General features: G+C 71.9%; 16 protein-coding genes and 1 riboswitch. Of the genes, 7 read left to right on the plus strand and 9 right to left on the minus strand.

Annotated features, from left to right (window positions below; all coding sequences use genetic code 11):
- Positions 1 to 89: 89 nt before the first annotated feature.
- Together WFH32_RS14450 and WFH32_RS14455 are read right to left on the minus strand one after the other, a co-directional pair.
- Positions 90 to 995 (minus strand): alpha/beta fold hydrolase, encoded by a 906-nt coding sequence (locus WFH32_RS14450; RefSeq protein WP_336708041.1) that lies wholly within the window; start codon positions 993 to 995, stop codon positions 90 to 92.
- On the minus strand, positions 988 to 2,013 hold the full coding sequence (locus tag WFH32_RS14455; protein WP_191794535.1) for an NADP-dependent oxidoreductase: 1,026 nt from the start codon (positions 2,011 to 2,013) through the stop codon (positions 988 to 990). Before WFH32_RS14455 ends, WFH32_RS14450 begins: the two co-directional genes overlap by 8 nt.
- A 108-nt stretch (positions 2,014 to 2,121) precedes the next feature.
- Between WFH32_RS14455 and WFH32_RS14460 the strand changes: the two genes are divergently transcribed.
- Entirely contained in the window at positions 2,122 to 2,529 is a 408-nt protein-coding gene (locus tag WFH32_RS14460) for a winged helix-turn-helix transcriptional regulator (protein WP_336708042.1), read from the plus strand.
- A gap of 320 nt (positions 2,530 to 2,849) precedes the next feature.
- On the plus strand, positions 2,850 to 4,067 hold the full coding sequence (locus WFH32_RS14465) for a glycoside hydrolase family 3 N-terminal domain-containing protein (protein WP_336708044.1): 1,218 nt from the start codon (positions 2,850 to 2,852) through the stop codon (positions 4,065 to 4,067).
- Between the two features lie 121 nt (positions 4,068 to 4,188).
- Here WFH32_RS14465 and WFH32_RS14470 read toward each other — a convergent pair whose 3' ends face one another.
- The 6 genes from WFH32_RS14470 to WFH32_RS14495 form a co-directional block, all read right to left on the minus strand.
- Entirely contained in the window at positions 4,189 to 4,908 is a 720-nt protein-coding gene (locus WFH32_RS14470; RefSeq protein ID WP_056653240.1) for an ABC transporter ATP-binding protein, read from the minus strand.
- Positions 4,895 to 5,788, minus strand: coding sequence for an ABC transporter ATP-binding protein (locus WFH32_RS14475; RefSeq protein WP_225227649.1), 894 nt, complete (start codon positions 5,786 to 5,788; stop codon positions 4,895 to 4,897). Before WFH32_RS14475 ends, WFH32_RS14470 begins: the two co-directional genes overlap by 14 nt.
- Positions 5,789 to 5,913: 125 nt before the next feature.
- The gene (locus WFH32_RS14480; RefSeq protein WP_336708047.1) at positions 5,914 to 7,305 is read right to left on the minus strand and encodes a branched-chain amino acid ABC transporter permease; all 1,392 of its coding nucleotides are present in this window, start codon (positions 7,303 to 7,305) and stop codon (positions 5,914 to 5,916) included.
- Complete coding sequence (locus WFH32_RS14485) at positions 7,302 to 8,336, minus strand: branched-chain amino acid ABC transporter permease (RefSeq protein ID WP_191789974.1); 1,035 nt, start codon at positions 8,334 to 8,336, stop codon at positions 7,302 to 7,304. Before WFH32_RS14485 ends, WFH32_RS14480 begins: the two co-directional genes overlap by 4 nt.
- Before the next feature lie 174 nt (positions 8,337 to 8,510).
- Positions 8,511 to 9,752 (minus strand): branched-chain amino acid ABC transporter substrate-binding protein, encoded by a 1,242-nt coding sequence (locus WFH32_RS14490; protein ID WP_191794539.1) that lies wholly within the window; start codon positions 9,750 to 9,752, stop codon positions 8,511 to 8,513.
- 321 nt (positions 9,753 to 10,073) lie between these two features.
- Complete coding sequence (locus WFH32_RS14495) at positions 10,074 to 10,925, minus strand: aldo/keto reductase (protein WP_336708048.1); 852 nt, start codon at positions 10,923 to 10,925, stop codon at positions 10,074 to 10,076.
- A gap of 212 nt (positions 10,926 to 11,137) precedes the next feature.
- Here WFH32_RS14495 and WFH32_RS14500 point away from each other — a divergent pair, with 212 nt between their 5' ends.
- From WFH32_RS14500 to WFH32_RS14515, 4 genes are all read left to right on the plus strand, one after another.
- On the plus strand, positions 11,138 to 12,682 hold the full coding sequence (locus WFH32_RS14500) for a polysaccharide deacetylase family protein (RefSeq protein WP_336708049.1): 1,545 nt from the start codon (positions 11,138 to 11,140) through the stop codon (positions 12,680 to 12,682).
- A gap of 182 nt (positions 12,683 to 12,864) precedes the next feature.
- The gene (locus tag WFH32_RS14505; RefSeq protein WP_030152390.1) at positions 12,865 to 13,068 is read left to right on the plus strand and encodes a cold-shock protein; all 204 of its coding nucleotides are present in this window, start codon (positions 12,865 to 12,867) and stop codon (positions 13,066 to 13,068) included.
- A 128-nt stretch (positions 13,069 to 13,196) separates the two neighbouring features.
- A riboswitch (SAM riboswitch) is annotated at positions 13,197 to 13,308 on the plus strand.
- 105 nt (positions 13,309 to 13,413) lie between these two features.
- Positions 13,414 to 13,788: a hypothetical protein gene (locus WFH32_RS14510; protein WP_191794542.1), complete on the plus strand. Its 375-nt coding sequence runs from the start codon at positions 13,414 to 13,416 to the stop codon at positions 13,786 to 13,788.
- A 129-nt stretch (positions 13,789 to 13,917) separates the two neighbouring features.
- Complete coding sequence (locus WFH32_RS14515; RefSeq protein ID WP_191794543.1) at positions 13,918 to 14,625, plus strand: hypothetical protein; 708 nt, start codon at positions 13,918 to 13,920, stop codon at positions 14,623 to 14,625.
- A gap of 64 nt (positions 14,626 to 14,689) precedes the next feature.
- Here WFH32_RS14515 and WFH32_RS14520 read toward each other — a convergent pair whose 3' ends face one another.
- Positions 14,690 to 18,625 carry a TM0106 family RecB-like putative nuclease gene (locus tag WFH32_RS14520; RefSeq protein WP_336708086.1) on the minus strand — a complete coding sequence of 1,312 codons (3,936 nt, stop codon included), beginning with the start codon at positions 18,623 to 18,625 and terminating at the stop codon, positions 14,690 to 14,692.
- Between the two features lie 246 nt (positions 18,626 to 18,871).
- Between WFH32_RS14520 and WFH32_RS14525 the strand changes: the two genes are divergently transcribed.
- Positions 18,872 to 19,879, plus strand: coding sequence for an excalibur calcium-binding domain-containing protein (locus WFH32_RS14525; protein ID WP_336708051.1), 1,008 nt, complete (start codon positions 18,872 to 18,874; stop codon positions 19,877 to 19,879).
- Positions 19,880 to 19,895 lie beyond the last annotated feature (16 nt).

A 19,895-nucleotide genomic window follows, 5' to 3' on the forward strand; every position in this document is an offset into this window, starting at 1 on the left:
GGCGATGTTCCCGCAGGGGTACTTGTCGGGGTGTCTCGCGCGCTCGGCGGCTGACCGTCGACGTCGTACTGGTGCACGGGGGTCTGGGGTCAGGCGTCGAGGTGTGCCAGGAGCGTGGGGATGAAGTGGCGATGGTGGTGGAAGACGCCGCCGTGGCCTGATCCCGGGTAGATGGCGAGGGTGCTGTCGGGGATGCGGGCGAGCATGTCGCGGGACAGCGCGGTGGGGACCATGCGGTCGTGGTCACCGTTGCCGATCAGCGTCGGCGCCGTGATCGCGGCAAGGTCCTGCGGCTGCTGGCGGCCCCAGGCCTTGATGCCGGTGATCTGGCGCCGGAATGCGGTCAGAGTGATGGGGTCGTCGCGGTCCGTCACGCGTTCGCGGATCCTCGTGAGGTAGTCCTTCGCAGCGGCCTTGCCTGCGGGCGTGCGGGGGAAGAAGAGGAACTCCTTGACGTCGGTGCGGGCGAGCGCGGCGCGGACCATGTCGACGTAGATGTAGGCGCCGCCGGTGGGGTGGTCGATCCCGGCGCCGCCCGCTGGCCCGGTGCCGGTGAGGACGAGCCTCCGCACGAGTCCGGGATCATCGAGGGCGACCTGCTGCGCGACGAACCCGCCGAGCGAGAAGCCGAACAGGTCGATCCTGGTGAGGTCGAGCGCGGCGACGAACGCGCGCGCGGCGTCGGCCATGCCCTGGACGGTCAGGGGGACGGTGCCGGTCGATCCGCCCACTCCGGGGAGGTCCACGGCGATGACGCGGCGACCAGCGGCCAGGGCGTCGACGACGCGCGGGTCCCACTCGTCGAGGGTGGCACCCAGGTGGGTGAGGAGCAGGACCGGTGTGCCTGCGTCGGCGCCGAGCTCGCGGTAGGCGAGGGTGTCGCCGGCGACGTCCAGATGGAGGGTGGGGGCGGTGACCCAGGTCATCGCTCGTGCTGCGCAGCCGACGGTCTCGCGGGTGCGATGGCCCGTCGGGGTGGCGGGTGCGTCAGGCATGGTTGGCGTCCTCCTCGGAGGTCGTGGTGACGAGGATCTTGCCGCGAGCTCGACCAGCGAGGAGTTGATCGAGTGCGACCAGGGTGTCGTCAAGAGGCAGGACGCGGTCGACGACCGGGCGCAGGACGCCGTCATCGACGAGACCGGCAGTCGCGGCCAGGGCTTCGCCGTCGGGCTGGATGAACAGGAACCGGTAGCGCACGCCGAGGCGCCGGGCCTGCCGCCGCAGGCGGAGGCTGAGGACGGCGAGCGCGGCCTTGACGACGCGTCCCGCGCCGGCTTGATCGGCCAGGTGCGGGTCGGGTGTCCCGGCGATCCCGACGACGAGGCCGCCGCGACGCAGGACACGCAGGGAGCGGGTGGTGATGTCGCCGCCCTGGGTGTCGACGACGATGTCGACGGGGGTGTCGGCGAGCCGGTCGACGAAGTCCTCGCTGCGGTAGTCGATGACGACATCGGCGCCCAAGGCTCTGACGAGGTCGGCGCTGTCGGCCGACGCCGTCGTGGCGACGGTGGCACCCAGGTGCTTGGCGAGCTGGATCACGGCCGAGCCGACTCCGCCGGCCCCGCCGTGCACGAGGACGGTCTGCCCCGGCCGGACCTGACCGAGGGTGACGAGCGCCTGCCATGCGGTCAGGGCGACGACGGGCAGGGCGGCAGCGTCGACGAGAGGGATGCTCGACGGGGCGGGTGCCAGGGCGGCGGCGTCGACGGCGACGACCTCGGCCCAGGAGCCCATGCCGACGACGCCCGTGTAGCCGTAGACCCGGTCACCGGGGCCGAAGCCGGTCACGTCCTCACCGACGGCGATGACCTCGCCGGAGAGCTCTCCACCCATGACCTTGGGCAGGTCGAGGTGGAAGACGGCCTTGAACTCGCCGATGCGGGTGCGCTCGTCGGCGTGATTGACCCCGGCCGCGACCATCCGCACGAGAACCTCGTGCGGGGCCGGCATCGGCTCGGGCATCTCGACCGCCCGGAGCGGCTTTCCGTACGTCTCCAGGACGAAGGCCTTCATCGTGTCTCCTCGGGCCGGCCGAAACCAGCCAAGTAGTTGCATTGTGTTACTGCTTGGTTTCAGCGTAGAGTGAGTGATCACGAAGTGCAACTACCTGGATGGAGGGCGATGATCTCCGAACCGCGATCGTCGTGCCCGATCAATCGCAGCCTGGAGCTGCTCGGTGATCGGTGGAGCCTGCTGATCCTGCGTGACATCGCCTTGCACGACCGGCGGTCCTTCCGCGAGCTGCTCACCGGCAGTCAGGAGGGCATCAGCGCGCCTGTCTTGTCGCGCCGCCTGGCCGACCTCGTCGATCAGGGCCTCCTGACGAAGGCCGAGACCGCCCGCGGCAAGCAGGGCAGGTACTCGCTCACCGAACTCGGACTGGCGGCGATGCCGCTCCTGGTCGAGCTCGCACACCTGGGAGGGCGACTCGACCCCTCCACCCGCGCCTACGCGCCCGACATCGGCGACGGCCCCGACGCGATCGAAGCAGCCGTCTCCGCCCTGCGCGCAGCGCACATCGGCGCCTGACGCGCGCCAGCGTTCTGTGCCGGCCAGACAGGGCGACAGATCGATCACGACTGGCCACGACACGCTCATCGACACTTGAGTGAACATCCCGGCCGTCTCAGGAACGACCGTTCATGAGACACCAGCGGCGGTCGGGCGGCTGGCCGGCGCGTCATGTCTCACCGCCGGCACCTTCCGACTCCCCGACCGCCCCACCACCCAGATCGAGCGCATCATGCTCGGTACCGGAGCACCCGGCACCCCGGCACGTGACGCGAAGAACACGCCTCCGGCGCCACCCTGCGACGCGGTGCACCCGGGAACCGTCCTAGGGTCGAAGCATGAGGTCGTCCCGTCGAGGCGCCACGAGCGCCGCCCTGCTCACCACCGTCCTGCTGCTCGCCGCGTGCTCCCCGGGGGGCGGGACGCCCTCCCCGACGAGCGCTCCGCCGTCGGGCACGCCCAGCCCCACCGCGACCGAGACGCCCACCCCTCCCCCCACCCCCGACCCGACCACCGACGCCGCGGACCCCCTCGCCGGGTGGAGCCTGGAGCAGAAGGTGGGCCAGCTCCTCATGGTCGGGGTGAACGTGGGGAAGATCGACCAGGCGAGCTACGACGCGGTGCACCAGCACCACGTGGGCAACGTGTTCCTCGCGGGCCGCACCCAGGCAGGGTCGGTGCGCGTGAAGAACCTCGTCGACTCGTTCACGGCCCTGGTGTCCGACGAGACGACGCACGGGACACCGATGTTCGTCTCGACCGACCAGGAGGGCGGCGAGGTCCAGGTGCTCCGCGGGCCCGGCTTCTCCGACATGCCGAGCGCCATGGAGCAGTCCGCGCTCGCCCCTGCGGATCTCCAGAACCAGGCCACGACGTGGGGCAAGGAGCTCGCGGACGCGGGGATCGACCTCAACCTCGCTCCCGTCATGGACGTCGTGACGAGCCCCGAGACGGCGGCGACCAACGCGCCGATCGGGTACTTCGAGCGGAACTACGGGTTCGGGGTCGAGACCGTGACGTCGCACGCGAACGCGTTCAGCGCGGGCATGGAGGCGAACGACGTCGACGTCGCGATCAAGCACTTCCCGGGGCTGGGCCGCGTCGGGGGCAACACCGACACGACGGCGGACGTCCGCGACGCCGCGACGACACGCGACGACCCGTCGGTCGCGGCCTTCCGGTCGGGGATCGAGGCGGGCGCGGCGTTCGTCATGACGTCGACGGCGATCTACGACCAGATCGACGGCAGCCTCCCCGCCGCGTTCTCGCCCGTGGTCGTGGACGGGCTGCTGCGCGGCGACCTCGGCTTCGGGGGCGTCGTCATCACCGACGACGTGTCGAAGGCCGAGCAGGTGCAGGCATGGTCCCCGGGCGATCGGGCGGTCCTGACGATCGCCGCGGGCGGCGACATGGTGCTCGCCTCGGCCGACCCGACCGTGGTCCCCGAGATGGCGACGGCCCTCGTCGAGCGCGCGCAGGCCGACCCCGCCTTCGCGGCCAAGGTCGACTCTGCGGTGCTGCGGGTCCTGGCGGCCAAGGAACGCCTGGGATCCTGAGGGGACCGTCGGCCGCGCCTGTCCACGCCCGTCCACACCGTGCTCCACACGTTGTCCCCATGCCTGTCCACAAAGTTATCCACAGACCTGGGGACAGTGTGCACAGGGGGCGGGCCCCCGCTCACGCGACCCCGAGGTACGCCTCCTTGATGCTCGGGTCCGCGAGCAGCTCCCGGCCGCCCCCGGAACGCACGACCTCCCCCGTCTCGAGCACGTACGCGCGGTGCGAGCGCGACAGCGCCTGCCGCGCGTTCTGCTCGACGAGCAGCACCGTGGTGCCCTGCGCGTTGATCTCCGAGACGATCCGGAAGATCTGCTGGATGACCATGGGCGCCAGGCCCATCGACGGCTCGTCGAGCAGCATGAGCCGGGGCCGCGCCATGAGCGCGCGCCCGATCGCGAGCATCTGCTGCTCACCCCCGGACATGGTCCCGCCCACCTGCGACGTGCGGTCCTCGAGCCGCGGGAACAGCTCGAAGACGCGGGCCAGCGTCTCGTCGTGCACGGCCTTGTTCTCGAACGTGCGCCCGTAGGCCCCCATCTCGAGGTTCTCCAGGACCGTCATGCCGGGAAAGATCCCACGCCCCTCGGGCGCCTGCACGATCCCCTCCAGGACCCGCAGGTGCGGCTTCATGCGCGTGATGTCCTTGCCGTCGAACACGATCTTCCCGCGCGACAGCGGCCGGATCCCCGAGACCGCACGCATGGTCGTCGTCTTCCCGGCGCCGTTGGCCCCGATGAGGGTCACGAGCTCGCCCTCCTCGACCGTGATCGACACTCCGCGCACGGCCTCGATCCGCCCGTAGGCGACCGTCATGTCCGTGATCTCAAGCAGGGGCATCTGCGTCTCCCTCGGGCAGCTCTTCGTCGGGTACGCCCAGGTAGGCGGCGATGACCTTGGGGTCGGACGTGACGTCCTCGGGGGTGCCCTCGGCGATGACCTTGCCGAACTCGAGCACCACGATGCGGTCCGTCACGCCCCGCACGAGGCGCATGTCGTGCTCGATGAGCAGGACCGTGTACCCGTCGTCGCGGATGTGGCGGATGAGGTCCATGAGGGCCTCCTTCTCCGCCGGGTTGAAGCCGGCCGCGGGCTCGTCGAGGCACAGCAGCTTGGGCTCGGTCGCGAGCGCCCGCGCGATCTCCAGGCGCCGCTGCTCGCCGTAGGACAGGTTGCGCGCCTTCTCCGTGGCACGCGCCCCGACCCCGACGAACTCGAGGATCGCCATGGACCGGTCGATCGCGTCGCGCTCCTCCTGCCGGTGCCTCCTGGTGCGCAGCAGCGCTCCGGGCACCGAGGTCCGGTGCCGCGCGTCGGTCCCGACGACGACGTTCTCCAGGGCCGTCATCTCGTTGAAGAGACGGATGTTCTGGAAGGTCCGGGCGATGCCGAGGCGCGTGATCTGGTTGCGCTTGGCCTTCCCCAGGACCTGCCCGTCGAACCGCACGAGGCCCTTGGTGGGCCGGTAGACGCCCGTCATGGCGTTGAAGGCCGTGGTCTTCCCGGCCCCGTTGGGCCCGATCAGCCCCAAGATCTCTCCGCGCCGGATGTCGAACGAGACCGAGTCCAGCGCGGTCAGGCCGCCGAACACGACCGACACGTCCTCCATGCGCAGCAGCGGCTCGCCCACCTCGGTGCGGACCGTGCGGTCGGCCGCGACGATCGCGTCGACCAGCGCGGAGTCCGCGAGCTCGGGCCGCACCTCGGTCACGTCGACCATCACGGGCTCGGCGAGCCCGGCACCGGGCAGGTACTTCTCGGCCATGGGCTCGCCCGCGTCCGCGGACAGCGACAGGTGCGCGTCGCCGACGTCGCCGCCGGCCCCCATGCCACCAGGATCGTTGCTCATCGGTTCCCCCCGTCGGTGGTCTCGTCGTGCTCCCCGGCGCCGTTCCCGGCGGGGCCGTCCGTCCCGCTCCCCGTGCCCGACGCCGGAGCGGCCGTCGCGTACGCGGCCTGCGGGCCGCCGTCGGGCATCTTGGCGAGCGTGCGGCGCGCCGCGACGTACAGCTCACGCCCGTAGGTGAGGAGCTTCTGCCGGACGGGTATGAGCCCCTGCGGCCGGAAGATCATGAGCACCATGAGCGCGACCCCGAAGAACAGGTACTTGTAGTTCGCGATCTCGTTGCCGTCGATCGGGATGCCGAACAGGGACGTGCGCCCCAGGAAGAAGTTCGGCAGGTACACGATGATGAACGCCCCCAGGATCACGCCCAGCTTGTTGCCCTGGCCGCCGAGGACGACCGCGCACAGGAACAGGACCGAGTTGATGATGTTGAAGTTCGTCGGGATGACGAACTGCACCTGGCCCGCGTAGATCGCGCCCGAGACGCCGCCGATCGACGCCCCGATGACGAACGCCCACAGCTTGAACCGGAACGTCGGCACGCCCATGATCTCGGCCGCGTCCTCGTCCTCGCGGATCGCGACCCACGCCCTGCCCACGCGCGAGCGCTCGAGGTTCCCCACGAGCATGAGCGAGATGATGATGAAGACGAGCGACAGCCAGAACCACCACACGCCCGAGTTGAGCGTCGTCCCGACGTTGCCCGCCGAGAACACGCCGTTGGGCAGCTCCTCGGTCACGCCGAGCCGCGGGTAGGCGACCGACTTGAGGCCCTGGCCACCGCCCGTGATCTCGTCGAGGTTGTCCGCGAGCAGACGCACGATCTCACCGAAGCCGAGCGTCACGATCGCGAGGTAGTCGCCGCGCAGGCGCAGCGTCGGGGACCCCAGGACCAGGCCCGACATGGCCGTGATCGCGACCGCGACGGGCAGGATCGCGAGCCACGCCCAGTCGTCCGACAGCCAGCCCTCGGGCTGGGTCACGTTCCACGGGCTGTCCGGGCTCGTGAGGATCGCGAGCGTGTACGCGCCGATCGCGTAGAAGCCCACGTAGCCGAGGTCGAGCAGACCCGCCTGCCCCACCACGACGTTCAAACCGATCGCGATGAGCGCGTACATCCCGAACTGCGCCATCACGGCCCCGAAGTTGGTGCCGACCGTGGTCAGGACCGGGATGTTCAGGATCGGCAGCAGGGCCACGAACAGGATGAACGGGACCCCGACCCCCCACTGCGCGGGCCGCGCGAGCGCGTCCCACCACAGCCGGAACCGGTCCCCCAGCCCGCCGTGAGGGCGCTGGGCGACGGGCGTCTGACCCGCGGGCGGGAGCTCGGGGCGGGGGCGCACGGGCTGGGTCGTGCCGTCGTTCTCCGCAGGAGTGCTGGTGCTCATGCTCGCGCCCTCCCCAAGGACTCGCCGAGGATGCCGGTCGGACGGAACATCAGGACCACGATCAGCAGGACGAACGCGACCACGTCGCGCCACTCGGTGCCGAACACGACCTGGCCGTAGTTCTCCATGACGCCCAGCAGCAGGCCGCCGAGCAGCGCCCCGCGCAGGTTGCCGATCCCGCCGAGGACCGCCGCGGAGAACGCCTTGATCCCCAGGATGAAGCCGCCCGAGTAGATGATCCCGTTGGGGACGCGCAGCGTGTACAGCAGCGCCGCGGCACCGGCCAGGACGCCGCCGATGAGGAACGTCAGCATGATGATGCGCTCGCGCGAGACCCCCATGAGGGTCGCCGTCACGGGGTCCTGCGCGACCGCGCGGATGCCGCGACCGAACTTGGTCCGGTTGATGAACATGTCGGTCGCGAGCGCCAGGATCAGCGCCGAGAAGATGATGATGAGGGTCACGTTGGTGACGTTGGCGCCGAAGAGCGTGAACTGGACCTCGGGCTCGACCAGCCGGATCGGCTGCTCGGCGTTCACGCCGCCCAGCTCACCGCCCGTCAGGGCCGGGAGCACGAAGTGCACGAACTCCTGGATCACGAACGACGCGCCGATCGCGGTGATGAGGAAGACGAGCGACGGGGCCCCACGTTTGCGCAGGGGTCTGTAGGCCACGCGTTCGAGCCCGACGGCGGCCCCTCCCGCGACCACCATGCCGCCGATCATCGCGATCCCCAGGTAGAGGACCGTGAGCAGGATGCCCTTGTCGAACGCGTCGCCGCTCGGGTAGAAGCCCAGGGCGAGAAGCGTGGCGTACTGCCCGAACATGCCGAGCATGAAGATCTCGGAGTGGGCGAAGTTGATGAGGCGCAGCACGCCGTAGACGAGCGTGTAGCCCACCGCGACGAGCGCGTAGACCGCGCCGTAGGTCAGGCCGTCGACGGTGAGGGCCCAGAAGTTGCGGCCCAGCGCCGCGAGGTCGAATCCGATGAGTGGGTCGGCGGCGAGGACGCCGTGGACGAGCATCGACATGCTGCTCCTTGAAGCCGGTGGGAGGGCGGTCGGCCGACCGCGGTGCGTCCGCCCCGCGAGGAGGGCGGGCGCACCGCGGTCCGCTCGGCGGCTGCCGTCAGGCGACACCGCCCCCGGCCCGGCCGTGCTCGACCGGGAAGGGGGCGGCGCTGCGGGCAGGCAGGCGCCGACCGGCTACTGGACCTCGTAGATCCAGATCAGCGCGGACGAGAGCTCGCCCGTGTCGTCCCACTTGTAGGTGCGGGCCAGGCCCTCACCGTCGTAGTTCGTCACGAAGTCGAGCATCCCGGCACGGTCCGTGACGCCCGACGCGATGCCCGTGAGCATGATCGTCGCCAGGTCGTAGCCCTCGACCGAGTAGACGCCCGGGGCCTGACCGTTGAGCGCCTCGTACGCGGCCGCGAAGTCGTCGGGAGCCGGACCGCACGGGCAGGACAGGATCGCGCCCTTGGACGCCGCGCCCGCCTGCGTGACGAACTGCGGGTCGTTGGTACCGTCCGCGGACACGAACGGGATGTCGACGCCCGCGTCACGCAGCTGCTGCGCGAACGGCGCGGCCTCGGCGTAGTAGCCCGCGTAGAAGACGGCGTCCGCGTCGGAGCTCGAGATGAGCTGCGTCGCGGCCGCGAAGTCCTTGTCGCCGACCTTGACCTCGGCCGAGCAGGAGTCGTCGGCCGCGTCGCCGAGGCCCGCGGTGATCTCCTTCGCGAGACCCACGCCGTAGTCCGAGTTGTCCTGGACCACGCAGACCTTCTCGTACCCGAGCGTGTCCACCATGTACTTGGCGACCGCCGGGCCCTGGACCGCATCGTTCGCGAGACCGCGGAAGAACGTCTTCCAGCCGTTCTTGGTGATGTCGGGGTTGGTGGCCGACGCCGACAGCGACGGGAGGCCCGCCTGGCTGAAGACGTCGCCCGTCGCGGAGGTCTCGCCGGAGAACGCCGGGCCGAGGAGCGCGATGATGCTCGCGTCGCCGACGATCTGCGGGGCGACCTGGGTCGCCTTCTGCGGGTCGCCCTCGGTGTCGAACTCCTTGATCGTGACCTGGCAGCCTGCGTTCGCGGCGTTGAACGCGTCCACCGCGACCTTGGCGCCGTAGAGGATGTTCTGCCCGAGCGCCGCGTTGGGGCCGGTCAGAGCACCGGCCATGGCGATCGAGGTGCCCTCGGCACACTCGGCCGCGCCGTCGCCGGCCGGGTCGACGGGGTCGCCCGACGTCTCGACCGGGACCTCGGCCCCGTCGATGTCGATCTGGACGGACGGCACGATCTTGAGATCGGCCGACCCTGTCTCGCTCGACGTCTCCGTCGATCCTCCGTCGTCCCCCTGAGACTGGGTGCCGCATGCGGTGATGGCGAGGGTGGCTGCCAGCGCGAGAGCCAGTCCACCCGTCGTTCGACGTGCTGTGCGTTGCATTCCGAACCTCCGTGCGCCAGATCGCACCCGGGTGCTCAGAGACCTCGCACCCGCGGTGGATCACCTGAATATTCAGCACTGAATATCGTGCTGACGATGGCACAGGTCGGACGAGCGCGAAACCCCAGATGCACAATTGCAACCAGGGACTCACACGCGGCGAACCGGACAAGGCGCCCGTGGTCCCGGGCCCCCGGTCCGGCGACCTGAGTGCCTGGAACGTACGCGGGCGCCGTTACACGAGACTCCGTCCCTCGTTACGGCGCCGTCACGGGAACGTCTCGATCCGGCACAGGAGCGGCAGATGCCCGGCGAACCGGGTCAGGACGGGTACTGCGAGAACGCGGCCGTCGCGGGGTCGGAGCCGAGCCGGGCGTCGGAGTCGAGCGCGTCGATCGCCGCGACCTCGTCGGGCGAGAGCTCGAACCCGAACAGGTCGATGTTCGTCGCGAGCCGCTCGGGGTCCACCGACTTGGGGATCACGATCCGGTCGCTCTGGACGTGCCAGCGCAGGATCGCCTGGGCGGGCGTGACGCCGTGGGCGTCGGCGGCCGCGGCGACCGCGGGGTGGTCGAGGTCCGCTCCGCGGCCGAGCGGCGAGTACGCCTCGACCGCGATCCCGGCGGCCCGGGTCGCGGCCTGGGTCGCGCGCTGCTGGTAGGTCGGGTGGACCTCGATCTGGTTGACGGCCGGCACCACGTCGGTCTCGGCGAGCAGGCGCGCGAGGTGCTCGGGCAGGAAGTTGGAGACGCCGATCGCCCGCGCCGCGCCGTCGGCGTAGAGCTTCTCGAACGCCCGCCAGGTCTCGACGTAGAGGTCCTTGCTGGGGACGGGCCAGTGGACGAGGTAGAGGTCCACGACCTCGACGTCGAGCTCCTCCCGCGAGTCCTCGAACGCCTGCAGGGCCGACTCGTACCCCTGGTCGCCGTTGCGGAGCTTGGTCGTCACGAAGATCTCGTCGCGGCGCAGGCCGCTCGCGCGCAGCGCGGCACCCACGCCGGCCTCGTTGTAGTAGCCGGCCGCGGTGTCGATGTGCCGGTAGCCGGACTCGAGCGCCTGCTCGACGTTCTGCTGGGTCGCGTCGTCGGGCACCTTGAAGACGCCGAGCCCGACCTGCGGGACGGTGACGCCGTTGTTGAGGACGACGTCGGGAACCTGCGCGGGAGAGACCATCGTCCAGTTCTACCCCGGCGCGCACGGTGGGCACCACCCGTCCCTGCGACGGCGGACGGGCACGCGGGGGGAAGTCCCTCGGTGGCCGAGAGGTGAAGGCTGTGGAGCCCTTGCGACGACCGTGCACGAGGGTGCTGAAGACGACTGTGGCGCTGCTCTCATCCGCCGTGCCGGTCGCGACGCGCACCGGGTGCGGGTGGCACGGTGGTCTGGTGCCCCAGTCCCTTCCTCCGACCCACGACCAGACGCCGGGCGGCTCCGCTCCCGCGCGCCCGCGGAACCGTGCCGTCTGGGTCCTCGCCGTGCTCGTGCCGCTCCTGGTCGTCGCCGCAGGGGTCACGTTCTACCTGACGCGCGCCGCTGCGGACCCGTCCGGGGAGGCTTCCCCCACGGGCGCCCCGTCACCCACGCAGACCCCGGTCCCCGCCGAGCGGGTCGACCCGCCGGCGGTCCTGGACCCGGCCTCGGTCGAGAACCTCGAGATCCACCAGGAGTCGACCGCGGACGCCGGTGACGCGCGCTCGATCTCGACGGTCTCGATCCCTGGGGAGCGCTCCCTCTCGCACGCCTTCGGCCGGTTCGTCGACGCGACCGAGAAGGCGTACGACGCCGCGATCGACCCGGACGGGGTGGGCAACGAGCTCAACGTCGGGTGGGACCTGGTGCTCGCGCAGGGCGACGTGCTGGGGGTGCGTGCCACGACGTACGCCTTCACGGGCGGGGCGAACGGCGAGGTCGGCTCCCAGACGTTCTACACCGACCTCCCTCGCGCGACCACGACGTGGTCGTCGGACCTCTTCACGGCCGACGGACGCACGCAGGCCGCGCAGTGGGTCGACGCGGCGCTCGCCTCGGCCGGTCTGGGGTTCGACGAGCCGGTGCCCTCGTCGGAGGACACGTTCCGGGACGTGCGTCTCGGGCCCGACGGCGCCGCGACCCTGGTCTTCGCGCCCGGCCTGGTCTCTGCCCGCTCCGACGGAGAGCTGGCCGTGCGCATCGAGCCCGACGCGACCCGGACGGCCCTGTCCGCCGTCGGGAAGCAGATCGCGGACGTCGCGGCGAGCGGCGCCCCGTTCATGGGCATCGCACCGCCCCCCGTCGAGCCGCCGCCCGTGACCCCGCCCGTCGCGCCCGACCCGTCCGGCGCCCCCGACTGCTCGGTGCTGCGGTGCGTGGCCCTGACCTTCGACGACGGCCCGGGCAAGCACACGTCCCGACTGCTCGACACGCTCGCCGAGAAGCAGGTGAGGGCGACGTTCTTCCTCGTCGGCCGTTCCGTGAAGTCGCATCCCGACCTGGTCCGTCGCGAGGTCGCCGAGGGGCACGCGGTGGGCAACCACACCTGGTCCCACCCCGACCTCTCGAAGCTCGGCACCGACCAGATCACGGACGAGCTGACCTCGACGGCGGACGCGGTCGAGGCCGCGTCGGGCGTCCGACCGACGCTCGTTCGCCCTCCGTACGGCGCGACGAGCGACACTGTGACGAGTGTCCTCTCCCAGCGGAACGAGCCGGCGATCCTGTGGGACGTCGACACCGAGGACTGGAAGAACAAGGACACCGCCATGACGACCGAGCGGGCTCTCGCAGGCGTCCGACCTGGGGCGATCCTCCTGATGCACGACATCCACGGCTCCACCGTGGACGCCGTCCCGGGCATCGTGGACGGCCTGCGGGCCGCGGGCTACACGCTCGTGACGGTGCCCGATTTGCTCGGCCCTGGCCTGGTTGGCGGACACGCGTACTTCAATCGTTAGCATCAGGGCTAGCACAGTCGGAGTAACCCCTGTACCGTAGCCGGTGAGATTGCAGTGCCTCGCTTGTCCTTGCGCAACGGCCCCATGCCACCGCGAACCTTGTTACCCAAGAGTTGACGACGAACACCGTGATGTTCGGCTCCAGATCATGGAGCTGTTTGAAACTCTAGAAGGAGATCCCCATGGCATTGGGAACCGTGAAGTGGTTCAACGGCGAAAAGGGCTACGGCTTCATCGCACCTGAGGACGGCAGCGCCGACGTGTTCGCGCACTACTCCGCCATCCAGACGCAGGGCTTCCGCTCGCTCGAGGAGAACCAGCGCGTCGAGTTCGACGTGACGCAGGGCCCCAAGGGCCCGCAGGCGGAGAACATCCGCCCGCTCTGATCTCACTCGCCTCCGGGCGTAGCTGATCATTGAACGAGTGCCCCCGACCGTCTCGGTCGGGGGCACTCGTGCGTCCAGGACCAGGCACCCTGGTGCTCGGGCGGTGACGCCGTGGTAGAACTGAGAACGGTCCAGAGGACCAGCGAACCGCCCTCCGGCGTGCTGGTCCGGCAACCGCGCGACGCGCACGGTGCTCCCGGAGGAAGACCCGCCCCCACGACCGTGGGGGAAGAGCGAGGCCCGACGTCGTAGGGCGCCTCCTCGTGCCCCTCACCCGGGGACGGTCCCGGGTGGTTGTGCGCACGGGGGCGAGCTCCGCCGTCGGGCACGGAGAGAAGGAGCACCATGGCCGAGCGCGTCATGGAACGCCGGGCGACGGTCGTCGCCTGTCCCCCGCCCGCTGTGTGCGAACGGTTCGACACCGGGCACCTCCTGCACCCCGTCCACGAGCGCATGCTCCGCAACCGGCCCTGGGGTTGGCGCGAGGGCGTCGTGCTCGCGGTGCGGGCGCACGACGGCGGAGCCGAGGTCGTCGTCGAGTACGCGTCGGGCGAGGGGGCGTGCCGGGTGTGGCATCACACGCTGCTCGACGTCGGCCCCGGTGCCACCGTGCGGGTGCACGAGCAGTACCACGCGCTCGAGGTCGAGGGCCAGGGCCTCAACGTGCGGCTGCTCGGCGGGGTGGGCCCGACGCCGGAACCGGTGCGCTCTCCCCGCTGAGTGCGTTCCGGCCGCGACCCGCCGGGCGTCTCTCGGCCGCATCATGCACTCGGCGGAACGGGTGAGCCGGGCGCCGCGTTGGACCAGTGAGGGCGTCCGCCCTCGACGGTTCGACCAAAGGACACGCTCATGGGATTCCTCGACCGCCTCCTCGGCCGCACCCCGCAGGACGAGCGCTCACCCTACGGCTCGGCAGACCGCCCCGGCGCCCCTGCCTACGGCACCCCGCCCCCGGCCCCGACGGGCCCCGCACGCAGCGAGGACGACGTCGCGATCGACCGCTACCGCTACCTGCTGCGCACGGCTCCCCCCGAGGCCGTCGAGCAGGCGCACGCCGAGGCGTTCGAGCGGCTGACGCCGGAGCAGCGGCGCCGCGTGCTGGCCGAGCTCGGTGAGAACCTGCCGCCCGCCGAGCGCGCGACCTCCGACGACCCGCAGTCGCTCGCCCGCATGGCGACCCGCGCCGAGATGCGCAACCCCGGCACGCTCGAACGGTCGTTCGGCGGCCGGCAGGGCGGTCCGGGCGGTCCGGGCATGGGCTCGATGATCGGCTCGAGCATGCTCGGCACCATCGCGGGCGTCGTGATCGGCTCCGCGGTCGCCAACATGTTGTTCGGCCCGATGTTCGGTGACCCGACCGCGGACTTCGCCGGCGACGGCGGGACCTCGGGCGAGGGCGACCCCGGCGCGACCGAGACGGGCGGCGAGACGGACCCGGGAGCCGGCGACACGGGGGCCGGAGACACTGGTGGCGGGGACGTCACCGAGGCGGGCGGCGACTTCGGCGGCTTCGGGGACTTCGGTGGCGGCGACTTCGGCGGCTTCGGCGACTTCTGAGTCCAACGCCTGAGTGCGGAGCACTCGTCGCCGAGAGCCCCGAACGACGACGAGTACTCCGCACTCAGCGGAGCGGGGCCACGCCCGACCGACACAGCCCGATGAACGCGCCCAGCTCGGCGAGCTCCTCGGGATGGTTCGGGAGGTAGTCCGTGAGCCGGGGCGAACGGACCACGACGGCGCACCACTGGCCGCGCGAGACCGCGACGTTGACCCGGTTGCGCGAGAGCAGGAACTCCATGCCGCGCGGCACGTCCTCGCGGGCCGAGGCCGTCATCGAGACGATCGCGACGGGCGCCTCCTTGCCCTGGAACTTGTCGACCGTGCCCACCCGCACGTCGCCCAGCCCCGCGGCCTGGAGCGCGTGGCGCACGGTCCACACCTGCGCGTTGTAGGGGGCCACGACGACGAAGTCGTCCTCCGTGAGGGCGCGTGAGGCACGTGCGGCGCCGTCCGACCCACCGGGCCCTCCCGGGTACCACGTCGTCCCGAGCAGCGCCTTGACCTGCCGCACCACCTCCTGGGCCTCCTCGACCGAGGACACCGCGTTGCCCGCGTGCTCGACCTCGACGACGTGCACACCGGGCTCGACGCCCACGAGGAGCCGCTCGCCCGCAGCGGCCTCGGCGTGCAGCAGGCCCTCGTACGCGAGCTCGGACACGGCGTCGCACAGCGCGGGGTGCATGCGCCACGAGCGGGCCAGGAAGTAGCCGAACTCGGGCGGCAGCACGTCGTGGCCGCCGCCCGCACGGGTCAGCCACCCGAGCGCCGACTGGTCGACGGGCTCGGGGTGCTGCCCCTGCGAGACCTGCGGGAGCTGCTGCGGGTCGCCGAGCAGCAGGAGCCGCTGCGCGGCCCGGGAGACCGCGATGGTGTTGGCGAGCGAGAACTGCCCGGCCTCGTCGATCACGAGCAGGTCGAGCTCGCCGTCGCCGAACCGTTCGGCGTGCGCGAAGTCCCACGCGGTCCCGCCGACGACGCAGGGCCCCTCGGCGACGAAGGCCGCGGTCTGCGGGGAGTCGACGAGGCGCCAGGGCACGAGCCGCGAGCCCTCGGGCAGGGAGGCCGCCGCGACGTCGTCGGGCAGGGGTCCCCCGTCCCGCCCCACCTTCGACACGTCGCGGCCCTTGGGACCCGAGGCCTTCTTGCCCACGCGGTCCGCGGGCACGCCACCCTTGGTGATGACCCCCGCGAGGACGTTCTCCACGACGTCGTGCGACTGCGCGACGACGCCCACGCGCCACCCCTCGGCCACGAGCCGGCCGACGACCTTCGACGCGAGGTGGGTCTTGCCCGTGCCGGGCGGCCCCTGGACACCGAGGTAGGAGCCGTCGAGGTCCCGTACGGCGTCGGTCACGGCGTCGATGTACCGCTCGGGGCCGTCGCCCAGGACGGGCAGCGGAGCGCCGGACACCGTGCGCGGCGGGCGACGGCGGAGCAGGTCGAGCGCGGGGTGGTCCGGGAGGTCGAGGGGCGCAGCGACGCCGGCGGGGTTCTGCGCCTGCACGGCCGTCGCCAGCGCCCGGATCGACGCCTCCTGCTGCGGCGTCGGCAGCACCTGTCCGACCGCGAGCGCCATGGGCAGCGCCTCGTGCGGCGAGACGCCCTTGGGCACGGGCAGGCGCACGTCGAGGACGTCGACCTCGCGCCCGTTCCCGAGACGGCCCCGCTCGACGCCGTGGACGCGCACGCTGCCCGTCGACCAGCGGACCGCACCGCGGGCGGGCTCGATCCCGTCGGGTGCCGGTCCTTCGAAGAGCGCGGTGGCGCCGTCGTACCCGGCCTTGAGCTCCGAGCCGTCCGGCAGCTCGCCGTACAGGCGCAGGCGCCGCGACGGGTTGCTGCGCGGCGTGGCCCTCGCCCAGTCCTCGATCACCTCGGCGCGCTCCACCAGGAAGTACGCGCGCGGCGTCTGCCACTGGTCGACCGGCTCCTTGAGGCGCGCGAAGAACTCCTGCCAGAACGGCTTGGCCTCGCGCCAGTAGTAGCCGACGCCCGCGCCCAGGAGCGCGACGGCCTCCTCGTCGTCGGTCCGCCCGTCCCCCGAGCGACCGTCCACGCCCCCCGCCAGCGCCCGGACGTCGAGCTCGACCTGCTCGGCCTCGGCACGCTTGGCGCGCCGCGCGACCTCCGCGTCGGAGAGCTCGAGCGCGGGCGGCAGGTCGTCCTCCCAGCCGTTGCCGAGGGGTGTCGCAAGCGGGCCCGGGGCGGAGGTCGCGGGAGCGGCACGCCCCGCGAGCCCCAGGAGGAACTCGTGCAGGCGCAGGGTCGAGAGGCAGTCGTACTCGTTGTAGTCGGCGATGCCGTGCAGCAGGCGCTCGGCCTCCTCGGCGCGGCCCGCGTCGCGCGCCGCGCAGTACGTCGCGTACGCCACGACGGACGCCGCCGCGTCCGTGACGTCCCCGCCACGGAGCTGGTCGCCCATGTAGAGGGGTTCGAGCTTCTTGATGGAGTACGACGGCGCCGAGACCTTGAGCGAGTGGCGCACGGTCGAGTAGAGGTCCACGAGGACGCCCTCGCGCAGGAGGTCGTCGACCTCCTGCTCGTACACGCCGTGCCGGGCCGCGATCGAGAGCAGGTGCGTCTTCTCGTACGACGCGTAGTGGTAGACGTGCAGCCCCGGGTACTGGGCGCGGCGCTTGGCGAGGTAGTCGACGAAGTCGACGAGCGCCTGCTTCTCCTGGTCGAGGTCGTGCGCCCAGAACGCGGTGAAGGGCGGCTTCTCGCCCGGGCTGCCCGGGCGCTCGACGAGCCCGAACAGGTAGTCGATGTTCCAGACGATGCCCTCGGGCGAGGCGTCGGGCGCGGACCACAGCGGGTCGCCCTCGAAGTCGAAGAACACGTCGCCCGGGTCCGGGCGCGGCAGGTCGCGCAGCGGGGCGGGGTCGACGACGACGTAGGACAGCGTGTGCCGCTCGGGCTCGGCCGTACCTTCGGGTCCGGCTCCGTCCCCGACGCCCCCGGCCGCGGGCGTGCTCCACGTGACCGACCCGCTGGGGCCGGGCCCGACGTCGGGCACCCCTCCCCCGTCGACCGGCACGTCGACGAGCCCGGCCTGGAGCCTGGCCTGGACGCGCAGCGTCTCGAACGTGCGCGCCGCGAGCCCCTGCGGGGGCGCCGTGGCGGTCGCGAGCTGGGTCATCGTCGTGATGCCGGCCGCGCGGAGCCGGACACGCTGGGTGCTGCGCAGCCCGGCGACGCGCAGCACGTCGTCGTGCTCGGTGACCTGCTGCGCGCAGTACGCGCACGCGCCGCACTGGCGCAGGCCGGGCGCGTCCCAGGCAGCGGGCTCACCGCTCGCCCGGTGCGCGTCCAGGAGCCGCAGCAGCTCGGTGCGCCGCTCGCGGAAGACGGGCAGGACGTCCGCGAGCCGGTGGTCGGTCACGGCCCTCGTCCCGAGGATCAGGTGCAGCACCGGTGACGTCTCGACCCCGGCAGCGAGGAGCTGGTCGGCGTACGCGGCGAGCTGGAGCAGCGCGGGCACCTTGGCGCGGCGCGCGAGCTTGGCGTCGTACACGGCGTACTCCGGGCCACCGGTACCCGGGACGACCCGGGTGCCCGACGTCGTCGGGCCGGCTGCGTGGGGCCAGGCGTGGGCCGCCCGGCTGTCGGTACGGATCAGGAAGTCCGCGCGACCGTGGAAGCGTCCGTCGAAGAACGAGCCCTGGTAGACGACGTCGACGCCGTCGCGCAGGGCGTCGAGCGTCGCGGCGTGCGCGGCCTCCAGGTCCGCGCGCCGCACCGTGCGCGGCACCGGGACCTCGCGGATCGCGTCGGCCCCCACCAGGTCGACGAAGCCCGCGAGCACCTGCTGCTCGTGCACGTCACCGAGGGTCGCGGTGCGCTCGAGCATGTCGTCGACCTCGACCGCGGCGTGCGCGGCACGCCCCACCTTCTCGTCGAGCGTGCGCAGCAGGCGGTACTCGCACTCGCTCGCCGCGACGAGGTCGCTCGCCGAGAAGACGAGCAGAGGCTCGGTGGACGGGTCCTGCTGGTCCATCAGGAACACGGCGACTCCTCGGGATCGCTCACGCGCGTCGTCGATCTCGACGAACCGGTCGAGCGTCGGTCGACGGTCGCTGCGCTTGCCGCGACCCGGTTCCTTTCTACCGGGTGCCGCCCACATCCCGGTGCCGTCACGTCGCGCCCAAGGTGCGACGTCATCTCACGAGAGGTGAGGAAATTGGCGTCTTCGGGCCGTCCTGCAGCATAGTGAGCGCGCAGGAACCGTCGAAGGAGAGCTCCCATGGCCGTACATTTCAACCCGCCGCCCGGCTGGTTGGTACCTCCCGGTTTCTCCCCTTCGTCGGACTGGCACCCGGACCCCGCCTGGCCGGCCGCTCCCGCGGGCTGGGTCTTCTGGGTCGAGGCGGCACCGACGCCCCCGCCCGCCCCGCCGACGGCAGGGGCCGAGGCGTGGTCGCGGCAGACACCGGGCGGCGGCATCCCGCTCCACTTCCCGACCGCGATCGTCCCCGTGACACCCGGGGCCGCAGCCCCGTCGGCGCCGTCACCGACGAGCACGCCGTCCGGGCCGACACGCCGCTCGCTGCGCGACGTCGGCGGCGGCGCACCGGCCGAGGCGCCGTCGTCGACCATGATCCTGCCGGTCGTCAACGGTGCCGCTGCCGCGGGTGGCGCCGCCGCTGGGCACGCGGCCGGTCCCGCGACCCCGCTCCCCGCCCCCTCAGCGGAGCCGACCGCGTCGGCGCACGGCCCGCTCGCGATCTTCTCGGGGGACGACGAGCCCCGGGAGGAGCGCTCGTACCTGCGCTGGCTCCTGCCGCTGGGCATCGGTGTCGGAGGCGTCGCCGTCGGGCTCATCCTCGGGCTGGGCGTGACGCTCAAGGCGCAGTCGGAGGCCGGCGACGCCGCCGCTGCCGCAGCGCAGACGACCGAGCAGATGGCGACCGAACGGGCCAAGCTCGACGCCGAGCGCGCCGACCTCGACACCCAGCTCGCGGGCATCGCGGCCTCGACCGAGGCGGTCGCCGCCCGGGAGACCGCGGTCTCCGCGCGCGAGACCGAGCTCGACGAGCGGCAGATCGCCCTCGACGAGCGCGAGGCAGCGATCGCGGAGAAGGAGTCCGAGGCGGGGAACGACGACGGCGGCTGGCAGGACGGCAAGGTCAACGGCATCTACCTGACGTGCGAGGCCGCGAAGCGCGACGGCAAGGCCCCGCTCAAGCAGGGCGACGCCGGCTTCAACCCGGCGCTCGACTGGGACGGCAACGGCGTGGCCTGCGAACGCTGACGCCTGCCGAGGGCGA

This window comes from Oerskovia sp. USHLN155, from assembly GCF_037145535.1.
Taxonomy (GTDB): Bacteria; Actinomycetota; Actinomycetes; order Actinomycetales; family Cellulomonadaceae; genus Oerskovia; species Oerskovia rustica.

Excerpts from the sequence above, each read along its gene's own strand:
- WFH32_RS14465 (WP_336708044.1), top strand. The coding sequence starts at position 2,850 with ATGAGGTCGTCCCGTCGAGGCGCCACGAGCGCCGCCCTGCTCACCACC.
- WFH32_RS14505 (WP_030152390.1), top strand. The coding sequence starts at position 12,865 with ATGGCATTGGGAACCGTGAAGTGGTTCAACGGCGAAAAGGGCTACGGC.
- WFH32_RS14525 (WP_336708051.1), top strand. The coding sequence starts at position 18,872 with ATGGCCGTACATTTCAACCCGCCGCCCGGCTGGTTGGTACCTCCCGGT.
- WFH32_RS14455 (WP_191794535.1), bottom strand. The coding sequence starts at position 2,013 with ATGAAGGCCTTCGTCCTGGAGACGTACGGAAAGCCGCTCCGGGCGGTC.
- WFH32_RS14490 (WP_191794539.1), bottom strand. The coding sequence starts at position 9,752 with ATGCAACGCACAGCACGTCGAACGACGGGTGGACTGGCTCTCGCGCTG.
- WFH32_RS14510 (WP_191794542.1), top strand. The coding sequence starts at position 13,414 with ATGGCCGAGCGCGTCATGGAACGCCGGGCGACGGTCGTCGCCTGTCCC.
- WFH32_RS14520 (WP_336708086.1), bottom strand. The coding sequence starts at position 18,625 with ATGGACCAGCAGGACCCGTCCACCGAGCCTCTGCTCGTCTTCTCGGCG.
- WFH32_RS14450 (WP_336708041.1), bottom strand. The coding sequence starts at position 995 with ATGCCTGACGCACCCGCCACCCCGACGGGCCATCGCACCCGCGAGACC.
- WFH32_RS14485 (WP_191789974.1), bottom strand. The coding sequence starts at position 8,336 with ATGTCGATGCTCGTCCACGGCGTCCTCGCCGCCGACCCACTCATCGGA.
- WFH32_RS14475 (WP_225227649.1), bottom strand. The coding sequence starts at position 5,788 with ATGGTCGACGTGACCGAGGTGCGGCCCGAGCTCGCGGACTCCGCGCTG.
- WFH32_RS14460 (WP_336708042.1), top strand. The coding sequence starts at position 2,122 with ATGATCTCCGAACCGCGATCGTCGTGCCCGATCAATCGCAGCCTGGAG.
- WFH32_RS14470 (WP_056653240.1), bottom strand. The coding sequence starts at position 4,908 with ATGCCCCTGCTTGAGATCACGGACATGACGGTCGCCTACGGGCGGATC.
- WFH32_RS14515 (WP_191794543.1), top strand. The coding sequence starts at position 13,918 with ATGGGATTCCTCGACCGCCTCCTCGGCCGCACCCCGCAGGACGAGCGC.
- WFH32_RS14495 (WP_336708048.1), bottom strand. The coding sequence starts at position 10,925 with ATGGTCTCTCCCGCGCAGGTTCCCGACGTCGTCCTCAACAACGGCGTC.
- WFH32_RS14480 (WP_336708047.1), bottom strand. The coding sequence starts at position 7,305 with ATGAGCACCAGCACTCCTGCGGAGAACGACGGCACGACCCAGCCCGTG.